At 64.7% G+C, this 12739-nt stretch carries 9 protein-coding genes; 1 reads left to right on the forward strand and 8 read right to left on the reverse strand.

What is annotated here, in order from left to right; all coding sequences use genetic code 11:
• Positions 1-60: 60 nt before the first annotated feature.
• The 4 genes from EO99_RS0118420 to bglB are packed head-to-tail and all read right to left on the reverse strand — an operon-like array spanning position 61 to position 5800.
• Positions 61-1329: an ABC transporter substrate-binding protein gene (locus EO99_RS0118420; protein WP_029620070.1), complete on the reverse strand. Its 1269-nt coding sequence runs from the start codon at positions 1327-1329 to the stop codon at positions 61-63.
• Between the two features lie 52 nt (positions 1330-1381).
• A complete protein-coding gene (locus EO99_RS0118425; protein ID WP_029620071.1) occupies positions 1382-3856 on the reverse strand; it encodes a hypothetical protein in 2475 nt (824 codons plus the stop codon).
• Between the two features lie 10 nt (positions 3857-3866).
• Entirely contained in the window at positions 3867-4703 is an 837-nt protein-coding gene (kduI, locus tag EO99_RS0118430) for a 5-dehydro-4-deoxy-D-glucuronate isomerase (RefSeq protein WP_029620072.1), read from the reverse strand.
• Positions 4700-5800 carry a beta-galactosidase BglB gene (gene bglB, locus EO99_RS0118435; protein ID WP_029620073.1) on the reverse strand — a complete coding sequence of 367 codons (1101 nt, stop codon included), beginning with the start codon at positions 5798-5800 and terminating at the stop codon, positions 4700-4702. The genes kduI and bglB overlap by 4 nt, the downstream gene beginning before the upstream one ends.
• 132 nt (positions 5801-5932) lie before the next feature.
• On the opposite strand from bglB, the gene EO99_RS0118440 reads away from it, so the two are divergent.
• Positions 5933-6982, forward strand: a complete 1050-nt coding sequence (locus EO99_RS0118440; RefSeq protein WP_029620074.1) for a LacI family DNA-binding transcriptional regulator — start codon at positions 5933-5935, stop codon at positions 6980-6982.
• Between the two features lie 19 nt (positions 6983-7001).
• Here EO99_RS0118440 and EO99_RS0118445 read toward each other — a convergent pair whose 3' ends face one another.
• From EO99_RS0118445 to EO99_RS0118460, 4 genes are all read right to left on the reverse strand, one after another.
• Entirely contained in the window at positions 7002-9047 is a 2046-nt protein-coding gene (locus EO99_RS0118445) for an NAD(+) synthase (protein WP_029620075.1), read from the reverse strand.
• A gap of 145 nt (positions 9048-9192) precedes the next feature.
• Positions 9193-9990 (reverse strand): ATP-binding cassette domain-containing protein, encoded by a 798-nt coding sequence (locus tag EO99_RS0118450; RefSeq protein ID WP_029620076.1) that lies wholly within the window; start codon positions 9988-9990, stop codon positions 9193-9195.
• Complete coding sequence (locus tag EO99_RS0118455) at positions 9987-11789, reverse strand: dipeptide/oligopeptide/nickel ABC transporter permease/ATP-binding protein (RefSeq protein ID WP_029620077.1); 1803 nt, start codon at positions 11787-11789, stop codon at positions 9987-9989. Before EO99_RS0118455 ends, EO99_RS0118450 begins: the two co-directional genes overlap by 4 nt.
• The gene (locus EO99_RS0118460) at positions 11786-12733 is read right to left on the reverse strand and encodes an ABC transporter permease (RefSeq protein ID WP_029620078.1); all 948 of its coding nucleotides are present in this window, start codon (positions 12731-12733) and stop codon (positions 11786-11788) included. Before EO99_RS0118460 ends, EO99_RS0118455 begins: the two co-directional genes overlap by 4 nt.
• Between the last annotated feature and the right edge of the window lie 6 nt (positions 12734-12739).

Here is a 12739-nt window from a genome sequence, read left to right on the forward strand (position 1 = left end):
AGAGTTGAAGCTCTCCCCCGCAGGGGAGAGCCAGTCTTGGCAGATCAGGCACGATGGTCATCAGAGACCGGCGTCCTTGACCTTCTGCGCGATGTCGGCGTCGATCCGGGCAAACGTATCCTCCAGCGAAAGCTCGCCGGCCAGCGTCTGGCCCACACGCGTGACGATGGCTGCGTAGACCGTATCGGCCCAGCGCCATGCCGGCAGCTTCAGCGCCGTCTCCGAGGTGGCCTTGGAGGCCTCCACGAAGGTCCCGAGCGCCGCCTTGGCCTGCTCGTTGTCCGTCTGGAAGTTCAACCCGCCCTTCTCGACGACCCCCTTGTGGGCCGGCAGGAACAGCGTCCGCTCGGAGAACTCGCGAACGATCTCCTCCCGCGCCATCCAGTCCATGAAGGTGGCCACTTCTTCCGGGTTCTTGGTGTATTTCACCGCCACGAGGGCGGCCCCACCCGGCATGCCGGTGCAGGCAGCAGGGCCGCAGGGGCTGCCGGTGGCGACCCAGTCGAAGTTGTTGCCGATCTTGGTGGTCAGGTTCGCCACCTGCCAGGAACCGGAGTAGTAGAAGGCGAGCTGGCCGTTGATGAAGTCCTCGGCAGCGGCACGATAGGTGTTGCCGGCAGCCGAAACCCAGACGTCCTTGGCAAAGACGCCTTCCTCGGTCCAGCTGACGAACTGCGTCAGGAAGTCCTTGGCGCCCTGGTCGAGAGGTGCCGGCTTGCCGTCTTCGCCGATATAGTTGACGCCGTAGGACAGCATCGGTGCGGTGATGCGATGGCCGGAGCGGTCGATGGCCATGGCGAACGGCACCTGCTGGCTGTCGGCGACCTGCTTGGAAGCCGCTGCCCATTCTTCCCAGGTCGCCTCTGGACCCGGCATTTCGACACCTGCCTGCTCAAACAGCGTCTTGTTGGCAAAACCACCGGTGAGCGTCAGCTGCGTCATGAAACCGGAAATCTGGTCTGAGCCGTCCGGACGCATCCAGTCGGCCTTGTCGCCGAAGTTCTCGTCCCAATAGGCGGGATCCTTGACGAGCGGACGAAGGTCCAGCCAGTGCTTGGCAAGGTCCTTAATCGCCGTCACGCGCGCAACGTCGGGGCCGTTTCCGGCTTCGAGCTGGACCGGCAGCTGTTCCTTGATGACGCTGTAGGCGACATTGTCCAGGATCACGTTGATGCCCGGATTTTCCTTCATGAAGCGATCGACGAGATCCTTCATGACTTCGCCCTCGACGCCGTCGGAATACCACATGACCCTGACGTCGCCGGCGCTGGCGACCGTGGACGTCAGAAGTGCGAGCGCAAGTCCCGCAATGATGGATTTGGTCTGCATGCTAGTTCCTCCCTTTGGTGGACAGGGCCTCCTCCCGTCCGGTTGCTGCGGATTAAAGCATAATTGCTTCACCCACGACGGTATAATCACTTCGCAAAATCCGGCGCCCTTCGGCATCGACCGAGCCGTCCGGATGGAAGCGCACGGCGCCGTATTCGGGATCGTCGATCGCCAGGATGCCATCGGCCTCTCGGCTGACGGCGAGCGTTGAGAAGCGATGTTCGACGGATGACAGGTCGTCGGACTCGCAGATGCGGACGATCCAGCGGCTCGTCATCCCGTATTGGCGCAGTTCGTTGCCGGCGGATGGCCCCTCCTCCATCGCCACAAGATCTCCGCTTCCCTTGAGGAGCACCGCACCGCGGCCGCTTCTCGCGAGCGCCGTATCGCCGGAAACGCGCACGTCGTCAAAGTCACCCTGTGGAAACCAGGCGTGCGTGAAATCCGGCTGTTCCGGCTTCAGGGTAAACTCGACGACTGCGAGGCCACGATACTGCTGCACCCGCGGCACGGTTCCGCATCCGCCCCAATAGGAAGGACGCCCGTAGCCGAACTGAATGCTCTCGCCCGGATGGTTGATCCAGACGGCCGCCTCGGGCTTCTCACCAAGCCGCAGATGGAGCACCGTTTCCTGGTAGCCCCATTCGTCCCACCGGTAGTGGACGGTGGATCCCATGGCGAAATGTTCGCTCTTGTAGTGATAGAGCGCCGCAAAGCTGCCGTCGCCCTGCGCGAACCGCCACTCCTGATGTTTATCGCTGCGATGATCGGCGATGGCTTCCAGCGCCGGCGGGATCTCGAGCCCGTGGTCGCGCAGGCAGACGGCCAGCTGCGGCAGGGCATGCACGCGGCGTCCGTACCAGCCCTTGCCCCAGAGCAGCCGCGCCACCCCGGAAAGCTCCAGTGAACTCCCGGCGCAAAGCGTATGCTCGTAGGACCGCCCCTGGGCCGCGGTGACCATGCCGTGATGGGCCGACCGCGCGATGATCTCGCACAGGCGCACGATCCCGGCCTTCGCCCGCTCGGCGATGTCTTGATCCGGCGAAAGAGCAGCAAGTGCCGTCAGGCCCTTCAGGTCGATCGGGAAATAGGGTGCCGAATTGAACTCCGCCATCTCCCACTTCTCGAAGTGATCGAGCCATGCCCGCACGCGGGCGGCACCCACCTTGCTCTGCTCGGCCCCAGTGCGTCCGGAGCGCACGAAGGTCGCCTCGGGAAGCAGTTGGCCGGCCAGATAGGCGGAGGTGTGGAAGAGCAGCGCGTGGTTTTCGGAGAAATACCACTGCACGTCGTTGCCCGGTTCATCCATCCAGTAGCGGTAGTGGAGGATGGCGGCGTCGATCCGATCCCGCGTCGACGAACCGATGTCATCGCCCCAGACGGTGCGCGACCAGATCAGCGGCACCAGGGAGAAATCCGCGCAGTCGTGGCAATCCTCGATCGACGGCAGGATCTCTTCTATCATCGCGTCCGTATCAGCACCGCCGCGACCGCTCGCCAGACGGGCGAAGGCCCGGACGGTGTCGCGCTCGGAATGCTCCGACACCTCGTCCAGCGTTTCCACGATCCGGTCGGAAAGCGTCGCTGCAGCCTGGCCCTGCCGTTCCGTATGGCAGATCTCCACGCCGAGCGAGCGGGAGGCGACGAACCCACCCGTGCTCAGGGTGATCCGGAAATGCCGGAAGTCGGCGGGAGCTCGGTCGGACGGCCCGATGGCAAGCGTCCTGGCACCAGCCGGCAGCGTGAAGTCGTCGTCGAAGCGCTCCCTCGACATGAAGTCGCCTTCGATCGCGACATTTGCGTGAACCTCCACCGGCAGCGGCGTTGGAAGGTGCAAGATGATGTCGCCGCCGAAGTAATGCGGGCGGTCGAAATGCATGCCGTCGAGCGCCGTCTCCAGGCTTTCCGCCACCGAGCCTGCAACGGGCACGGGCAACGACAGCCGGGCCTTCGGACCGGACAGATAGTCGAGCTGGAAGAAATAGCGCGCATCGCGTTCCGCCAGATCATCGAAGAAGATGGTGATCTCGTTCAGCCCCGCCACCAGCGGCAGATCGAACTCCTGCTTCACTTCGAGATTGCGGCTGTAGGGCGCCATCCAGCCGATCTCGCTGCCATTCACCCAGATCACCGCGCCACCGCAGGTTCCAAGGCGGATCTTGGCAGCACCGGGGGCCTCGGCGTCGATATAGGTGCGGACCCAGGTGGAAAGGCGCGTCGGGCGGAACCAGAAGCCGGAGAGATCGAGCCGTGGAGAGCCGAACGGCAGCCACCAGCGCTGCGCGTCGAAATCGCCCCGGACATCGGGTCGCTTGCCGCGATAGGTCTCCGCAAAGATCGTCCGGCACGGATATTCGTGCGGAATGAAGTTCTTGACTTTGGTCAGGAAGAAGAACGGATCCATCTCCCCCTTCATCGGCGCGTCCGGCACGTCGAAGCGCTCTTCGGCGACGGCTCCGATCTGCCAGTAGCGGATCGGGTCGCCGGCGTTCAGCGTCTTCTGCATCCAATGGGTCTGTGCGTTCATCGCAATCTGCTCATCTCAGTTCGGAAAGCGCCACCGGGGCGACGTCATTGTATTCCTGGTTTTCGCCGGTCATGCCCCAGACGAAGGCGTAGGGACCGGTGCCGGCTCCCATGTGGATCGACCAGGCCGGAGACAGGACGCCATCGCCATCGGCAACGACCAGGTGTCGGGTTTCTTCCGGCCGCCCCATCAGATGGATGACCCGATCCTCGGGCGAGAGATCGAAATAGCAGTAGGCTTCCATCCGGCGCTCGTGCAGATGCGGCGGCATGGTGTTCCAGATGCTGCCTTCAGCAAGATCCGTGATGCCCATCAGGAGCAGGCAGGACGGAGCGACCTGCGGATGGATATACATGCGCAGCCTGCGCTTGTTCGACCGCCGCGCCTCGCCAAGATCGAGCGGCTTCGATTCCGCCTGCGTGATGAGGCGGTGCGGGATGTCGGCGCCGGCCGGAACCGAGTTCATGTAGAAGCGCGCCGGCGTGTCCGAAGACGCGCTCGATGCGGAAAGCTCCTGCGCGCCGCGGCCGACGTAGAGCACGTCGCGGTTCTCGAGCGTGAAGCTCTGCCCATCGACAGTGATCGTGCCGGTGCCGCCGAGGTTGGCGATCCCCATCTCGCGCGCGGACAGAAGGAAGGGCGTGCCGATCTCCTCCCCGCCGCCGAAGGTCAGAGCCTTGGTGGAAGGCATGGCACCGCCGAGGATGAGGCGATCCACATGTGTATAGACGAGGCGAACCTCGTCCGGCTGGAACATGCCTTCGACCAGGAACTCCGCCCGCAGCCGTTCGGTGTCATAGCCTTTGATGTCCTGGGGACCGGCCCCATAAAGAACCTTCATCGTCATGCGGCTTGTTCTCCTGCGTCTGCGTGGCGAAGGGCCTCCGAGAGGCAGAGGATCGAAAGGGCCTGGCCGTAACCGGTCGGCTGGATCGGGATGTCCCTGTAGAACTGCAGGTCATGGCCCATGCGCGTGCCGTAGGAGACGTTCAGCACGGTGCCGGTCTCGTCGATATTGCGCATGACGGCCTGTGCCGCTTTCAGACCTGCGGCCTGCCAAGCCTGTCCACCAAGCCCCAGCCGGTGGCCTTTCAGCAGGCCGTAGCCGATCCCGGCGGTGGCAGAAATTTCCTCGTAGGAGGTCGGATCGTCGAGCAATGTGCGCCAGGCGCCGGAACTCGTCTGCAAGGGCAGCAGTGCGTTGACCTGCGCCACCAGCACGCCCCGCAGGAAATCCTCGACGGGCTTCGGCATCTCGGCGAGATCGAATAGGTCCAGCATTCCCGCCGTGATCCAGGCATTGCCGCGAGCCCAGCGTGCCTCGGCAAAATTGTGGCGACCTTCGAAGGTCCAGCCGTGAAACCAGAGCCCGCTTCTGGTATCGGCGAGATAGCGGGAATGCACCAGGAACTGGCGCGCGGCCTCATCCACCAGCTCCCGGCGTCCGCTTGCCTGCCCGTAGGAGGCCAGGAACAGCGCCATCATGTAGAGCGTGTCGTCCCAGAGTTCGTGATGGTTGATCTTGTCCGACACGTGATGCTCGAAGGCACCTTCCTCCGTGCGAGACATATCGGCCATCACGTGGTTAGCCCAGTCGTCCAGCGGCTTCTGCCAGCGGGGGTCGCGGGTTTCCCGCCAGAGGACCGACAGTCCCAGCATCGGTGCGGTCGTGTTGACGTTGAGGGAGGGAAGGCCAGCCGACAGTCGTGCGGAATACCAGTCCTCGACAAGCTGCTTCAGATCTTCCCGACCGGTGAACAGCCAGAGGCGGATCAGCCCGTAGAGGCCGACGCCCTGCGGCCACTCCCAGCTGTCGAAGGAGATGTAGTCGCCGGCGGTGCCGTCGAGATTGGGCTCGTCGAAACGTCCGTCGTGGCGCAAGCCCGTCATCCCTGCCACCAGCAGGTCCAGCTTGCGACGGATGTCCCCCGCCGGTTCATGCATGCCATTTCCTCCCAGACTGTTCAGGCTATCCGAACAGACCGCTCTCCAGGCGGCGAGGGAATGTAAGCACTTGAAAAATTCTTGCGCAATCTGAAAATTTTTTGCAGTTTGTCAAAACTGGAGGGCAAAGCCATGGACACCGGATCCGGCAAGCGGGGGAAAAAGCCGCGTCGCGTGCGTCTCGAGGACATCGCCAAGAAGGTCGGCGTGTCGCTGAGCACCGTCTCGCGGGCTCTCTCCGGAGAGAAGGGTGTGCGCGACGACGTGCGCATCCGCATTCTCGAGGCCGCCAAGACGGCCAATTATGCGCTTCCCAATCCCACCCCGGGCACCAAGGTGATTCTCGCCGCATCCAGTGCCGCGATGATCGACTACGTCCGCAACCAGTTCACCCTTTACGTGCTGGAGGGCATCCGGGAGCGCGCCCAGACGCTTGGCATCGACATCGTCACCCGGCCGATCGCCAACGAAGCGGAGGAGAGAAGGGTGCTGGACGAAGCGCGCACGGATCCGGAGGTGGCGGGTCTGTTGTTCCTGACCGTCGATGACGAACGGATGCTCGCGGCCACCCGCGATGTCGGCAAGCCGGTCGTCCTCGTCAACGGCGATGATCCCTTCATGCGCCTCTCCAGCGTCACGCCCTGCAACCGCTCGGCGGCGCAGGTGGCGACGGACTACCTGATCGATCAGGGACACGAGCGCATCCTGTTCCTGATGCGCCCTGGGCGACGGACGATCGTGCGGCGACAGGAGGGGTGGCAGGATGCCCTCGTGCATCGCGGCCTGCCGCACCCGGAAGATCTGGTCATGGCCGTCAACGACTGGCTGCCGGAGCTGGCGCAGCAGGCGATTGCGGACCGCATCGCGGCGCGGGGTCTCGATTTCACCGCCGTGCTTGCCGCCGGCGAGAGCCTGGCCGTCGGCACCATGGCGGCACTCCAGAGCGCCGGCTATTCGGTGCCGGGTGACGTCTCGGTGATGGGCATGGACGACCTGCCGCAGGCCGCTTTCCTCAACCCTCCCTTGACCACCGTGCACATTCCGGCGCGCGAGATCGGCATGACCGGGGTCGATCTGCTCCGCGACATCTGCTCGGGAATGCCCGCCCTTCCGCGCCGGATAGAGCTCGCCTGCCACATCATCGAGCGGCAGTCCGTCGGACTGCGGAGGCTGACGGCATAAGAGACCTACGGCCCTGCGCCTATTCGGTCGGGACGTTGTCGCGAAGTTCCGCAAGCCAGACCTTCGCGCTGGCATCCGAGGGTGCACGCCAGTCCCCTCTTGGCGACAGCGAACCGCCGGAGGAGATCTTCGGGCCGTTCGGCGCAGCCGAGCGCTTGAACTGGTTGTTGAAGAAGCGCCGCAGGAAGACTTCCATCCAGTGCCGGATGTCGGCCATCGCATAGGCCCGCTTCTGGTCTTCCGGAATATCCTGTGGCCACCCGCCGCTCTCCGCGTCGCTCCAGGCGTTGTACGACAGGAAGGCGATCTTCGACGGGCGGTAGCCATAGCGGGTGAGATAGAAGAGGTTGAAGTCCTGCAGCGCATAGGGCCCGACGATATCCTGCGTCGACTGCAGGACGCCCTCTTCGCCCGGCGGCACGAGTTCGGGTGAGATTTCGGTGGCGAGGATCGCCTCCAGCACCGCCGTAGTCTCCGGGGTGACGTCACCCGAACGGGCAACGAAGCGGATGAGATGCTGGATCAGCGTCTTGGAGACCGACGCATTGACGTTGTAGTGCGACATGTGATCGCCGACGCCATAGGTGCACCAGCCAAGCCCGAGCTCGGAAAGGTCTCCCGTGCCGACCACCAGGCCGCCGACCTGGTTGGCCAGCCGGAACAGGTAGTCGGTGCGCAGGCCGGCCTGCACGTTCTCGAAGGTCACGTCGTAGACCGGCTCGCCGGCGCCGAAGGGATGACCGAGGTCGGCCAGCATCTGCCGCGCGGCCGGGCGGATGTCGATTTCCTCGCCGGTCACGCCGAGGCTGTTGATCAGCGTCCAGGCATTGCTCTTGGTTGAATCGGAGGTGGCAAAGCCCGGCAGCGTATAGGCGCGGATGTTCTTCCGGTCCTCGCCGATCAGGTCCATCGCGCGGGCGGCGACGATCAGCGCCTGGGTCGAATCGAGCCCTCCCGAGACGCCGATCACCGGATGCTTGATGCCGGTTGCGGCCAGTCGCTTGGCGAGGCCCTGGACCTGGATGTTGTAGGCCTCGTAGCAGTCTTCGCGCAGGCGTGCCGGGTTCGACGGCACATAGGGAAACCGCTCGATCCGGCGGCGGAGCGGCACGACATCGGCAGGCTTGTCGAGCGTGAAGCCGACCTTGCGGTAGCCGTGACCCTGCGGAAGCTCCTGCCGCGCGCAATCGGCAAAGCTGTTGAGCCGCATCCGCTCCTGGCGCAGCCGCCCGAGATCGATGTCGGCGGTCACGAAGGTGCCACCGGTCGGAAAGCGTTCCGTCTCGGCCAGCAGGTGGCCGTATTCGTAGACGGCCGCGTGACCATCCCAGGCAAGATCCGTGGTGGATTCGCCCGGACCGGCGGCCGAATAGGCGTAAGCCGCCACCGCACGGGCGGACTGGCTGGCGCAGAGCATCCGGCGGGTCTCCGCCTTGCCGATGGTGATATTGCTCGCCGACAGGTTGAGCAGCAATTCCGCACCCGCCATGGCCGCGCGTGTCGATGGCGGCAGGGGCACCCAGAAGTCCTCGCAGACCTCGACATGGAAGGTAAAGGGCACCGAACCCTCGGACCGGAACAGCAGATCGACGCCGAAGGGGACGCGGTGTCCCGCGACCGAGATGGTGGCGTCCGTGACGCCGGCGCCCGGGGAGAAGTGGCGCCGCTCGTAGAACTCCCGGTAGTTCGGCAGATAGGCCTTGGGAACGACGCCGAGGATCTTGCCGCGGTGGATGATCACGCCAGTGTTGTACAGCCGCCCGTCGCCCCGCAGCGGCGCGCCGACCGCCAGCACCGGGTAGAGATCCTTGCTGGCCTCGACGATCTTGCCGATCGCCCGCTCGACGGCATCGAGCAGCGCATCCTGGAGCAGCAGGTCGTCGATGGCGTAGGACGAAAGGCCGAGTTCCGGAAACAGCATGACGCCCGCGCCGTCGGCGTGTCCGAGCTCCGCCAGCCGCAGCGTTTCGGTGACGGCGAAGTCGGGATCCGCCACCTCGGTGGCCGGGACACATGTCGCCACGCGCAGGAACTCATGGCTGTAAAGGGAATAGAACGCGTTCACGACCTGGCCTCTCCTCGTCTGATCTTGCGCCTAGAGTGACATTGGGCGCTCGCCGCAGCCGGCAAGGCGCCTGATGCCGGATCGGCGAAAGATCGTCATCTCGATCCTGTTTATCGTGATCCTGCGCCGAAGCAACTGGTCGGCCTCAGCTGGTCCTCAGCCTCGGCGCGCTGTCAAGCAGTTGACGGGTATATGGATCTTGCGGGGCCTTGAACAACTGGTCCGTCGGCGCCTCTTCGACGAGCCGACCGTAGTGCATCACCGCAACACGGTCGGAGATCGCCTCGACGACGGCGAGATCGTGGCTGATGAACAGATACGAGAGGCCGAACTGCCGCTTCAGGTCCCGCAGGAGCAGGAGCACCTGAGCCTGGACGGACACATCGAGCGCGCTCACCGGCTCGTCGAGAATGAGGATTTCGGCCTCGGCCGCCAGCGCCCGTGCGATCGCGATACGCTGCGCCTGGCCGCCGGAAAACTCGTGCGGGTAGCGATCCAGCGTGTCCTTCGGCATCTGCACCGCATCGAGCAGTTCCGTCATCCGCACCCGCCGCTTCCCGGCGTCATAGCCATTCAGCAGTTTCAGCGGCGCCTCCAGGGCTTGCCGGATCGTCTTGCGCGGATTGAGAGAGGCGACCGGATCCTGAAACACATATTGAACCATCTTCCCGAAGGCTCTTGGGCCGTCGCGACGAAGCGCAGCAGCATCGCGGCCGGCAATTTGCATGTCCCCGGACGTCGGCTCTTCGAGCCCGACCAGCATGCGCGCAAGCGTGCTCTTGCCCGATCCGCTCTCTCCCACCACCGCCAGCGTTTCGCCCCGCTGCAGCACGAGCGACACCTGGTCGACGGCTTTCACCGCATGCCGCTCTGTTCCCAACAGTGACCGCCCGCCGCCGAACGTCTTGCTCAGATTGCGGACCTCGATGGCGCTGCCGCTCATGGTCGTTCCTCCGGATCGGCAGCAAAGAGCGGCGCCACCCTGTCGAGAAAGCTTTTGCCGGTTCCGATCTCCGGCACGCAGGCAATCAGGCGTTTCGTGTATTCGTGCTGGGGGTCGCCGAGCACGGCCTGCGTCTTGCCTGTCTCCACAATGCGGCCGTCCCTCATGACCGCGACGCGATCGCAGATCTCCGTCACCACGCCGAAATCATGCGTGATGAAGAGCAGGGCCATGCCGCGCTCCCGTTGCAGCTCGCGCAGCAGCGCCAGGATCTGAGCCTGCACGGTGACGTCGAGCGCCGTCGTCGGCTCGTCGGCAATGATGACATCGGGATCGTTGGCGAGCGCCATGGCAATCCCCACCCGCTGCCGCTGCCCCCCGGAGAGCTGGTGCGGGAAGTGACCTACCCGCTTCTCAGCGTCCGGGATCCCGACGCGATCGAGCAGCGCGATGCTTCTCTCCCGCAGAGCCTGCCGGCTCAGTGTCTGGTGCGCGGAGATCGCCTCCTCCACCTGCCGACCGATGGAATGCATCGGATGCAGGGTCGTCAGCGGGTCCTGGAAGATATAGGCGACACGGCTTCCCCGGGCGGAGATCAGCTGGGTCTGCGGCATCGACAGCACGTCCTCGCCATGCAGGTAGATCGCCCCGTTGCGGATGATCCCCGGCGGTGAACTGACCAGTCCCATGATGGACAAGGCGGTCACGCTCTTTCCCGAACCGCTTTCGCCGATCAGTCCCAGGCATTCGCCCGGATGGAGATGCAGGGAGACATCCCTGACGGCCGCAGAATAGTGACCATTGCGCGTAAAGCCGGTTTCCAGCCCCTCGACGGTGAGGATGGCACTCGGCCTGCCGTTCTTCGGCCGGGAGCGTTCGGGATCGACCGCCGTCACCGGACCGGGACGAAGGAGTGCACCGGACCTGAGGCGCGGATCGAGCACGTCGCGGATGCCGTCACCGAGCAAGTTCAGGCTGATGACGATCAGGAAGATCATCACCCCTGGCACCACCGAGACATGCGGTGCCGTGAAGAGCTGTGCCCGCCCCTCACCCAGCATCGAGCCGAGGTCGGCCTGCGGCGGTTGCGCCCCGAGGCCGAGAAAGCTGAGACCGGCCGTTTCGAGGATCATCCATCCGGCGGTCGTCGACATGGTGATGACGATGACCGGCAGGACATTGGGCAGGATCTCCGTCAGCACGATCGACAGATGCCCCTTGCCCGACAGCCGTGCGGCATCGACGAACTCGCGATGCGAGAGCCCGAGCGTCACGCCGCGCACGTTGCGCGCGAAGAAGGGAATGTTGACGACGGCAATGGCGTAGAGGGCGTTCATCAGCCCCGGCCCCAGCACGGCGACGATGGCGAGCGCCAGCAGGATGTAGGGGAAGGCCATCAGCATGTCGATGCCGCGCATCATCAGGTTGTCCGTGCGGCCCCCGGCATAGCCCGAAACGATGCCGATCGTGGACCCGATTAAAGCGGCAACCAGGGTGGCGGAGAAGCCGACGATCATGGAGACACGGCTACCCCAGATCAACCGGCTGAGGATGTCGCGGCCCAGCTGGTCGGTCCCGAGGACATGGCCTGCCGAAAACACGGGCTGCAGACGCTGCGCAGGCGCCGTGGCATCCGGATCCGGCAGCGGCAGGATCGGCGCCAGCAGCGTCAGCAGGACCAGGCCTGAGAGCATGCAGAGGCCGACAGTCGCCAGCCGGTTGTTGAAAAGCAGCGTCCAGGAGGAGACGCGGCCGGAACCTGCCGCCGGCAGCGATGGGGTTGCGAGAGCATCGCTCATGTGCGGATCCTCGGATCGAGCATCGTCTGGACCACGTCGGCGATGAGGTTGAAAAGCACATAGCTGCCCGCCACGACCAGCACCCCGCCCTGCACCAGGAGGATGTCACGGGTGGAAATCGCCTTGACCAGCATGGCGCCGACGCCCGGCCACTGGAAGACGGTCTCGATGTAGACGGCGCCTCCGAGAACGAAACCGGCCTGGATGCCGATCACCGGAATGACGCTGACGAGCGCGGCCCGGAAGGCATGACGGTAGATGACGCGGCGTTCCGGCAGACCTTTTGCTCTGGCCGTGCGGATGAAGTCCTGGCGCAGCACCTCGAGCATGGCGGCGCGTGTCAGCCTGGCGATGACGCCGGCTGCGACCACGGCAAGGGTGGAGGCGGGCAGGATCAGATGAAGCAGGAGGTCCTTCAGGTCGCCGCCACCGTAGACGGCATACATGCCGCTTGCCGGCAGCAGCCGCCACTTCACGGCAAAGAGCAGGATCAGGATCAGGCCGAGCCAGAAGGACGGAACGGAGATGCCGGCAAGCACGACGAAGGTGATCACCTTGTCGACCCAGCCGAACTGCCGGACAGCGGACACCACGCCGGCCACCAACCCGATCACCGAGCACAGCACGAGCGCAACGCCCGCCAGCACCAGCGTCGCCTGGAAGCGCTCCAGCACCTCGTCCAGAACCGGGCGGTTGAGTGCAAAGGAGCGGCCGAAATCACCCTGCAGGACGTTGCCGATCCAGATGAAGTATTGCTGCACGAGCGGCTTGTCGAGGCCGAGATCGCTGTTGATCCGCGCGACATTCTCCGGCGTCGCATAGGCGCCGAGGATGGCGATCGCCGGATCGCCCGGGATCATGGCCATGACGAGAAACACGATGACCGACAGCCCGAAGAGGACGGGAATCATCGAAAGGAGCCGCTTCAGGATGTAGGACGGCATGCACTG

This window comes from Pseudorhizobium marinum, assembly GCF_000705355.1.
In the GTDB taxonomy this organism is placed as follows: Bacteria; Pseudomonadota; Alphaproteobacteria; order Rhizobiales; family Rhizobiaceae; genus Neorhizobium; species Neorhizobium pelagicum.

What these genes read in the sequence shown, in the direction of transcription:
- EO99_RS0118460 (WP_029620078.1), bottom strand. Translation starts at nt 12,733, where the DNA reads ATGCCGTCCTACATCCTGAAGCGGCTCCTTTCGATGATTCCCGTCCTC.
- EO99_RS0118440 (WP_029620074.1), top strand. Translation starts at nt 5,933, where the DNA reads ATGGACACCGGATCCGGCAAGCGGGGGAAAAAGCCGCGTCGCGTGCGT.
- EO99_RS0118450 (WP_029620076.1), bottom strand. Translation starts at nt 9,990, where the DNA reads ATGAGCGGCAGCGCCATCGAGGTCCGCAATCTGAGCAAGACGTTCGGC.
- EO99_RS0118420 (WP_029620070.1), bottom strand. Translation starts at nt 1,329, where the DNA reads ATGCAGACCAAATCCATCATTGCGGGACTTGCGCTCGCACTTCTGACG.
- kduI (WP_029620072.1), bottom strand. Translation starts at nt 4,703, where the DNA reads ATGACGATGAAGGTTCTTTATGGGGCCGGTCCCCAGGACATCAAAGGC.
- EO99_RS0118455 (WP_029620077.1), bottom strand. Translation starts at nt 11,789, where the DNA reads ATGAGCGATGCTCTCGCAACCCCATCGCTGCCGGCGGCAGGTTCCGGC.
- bglB (WP_029620073.1), bottom strand. Translation starts at nt 5,800, where the DNA reads ATGCATGAACCGGCGGGGGACATCCGTCGCAAGCTGGACCTGCTGGTG.
- EO99_RS0118425 (WP_029620071.1), bottom strand. Translation starts at nt 3,856, where the DNA reads ATGAACGCACAGACCCATTGGATGCAGAAGACGCTGAACGCCGGCGAC.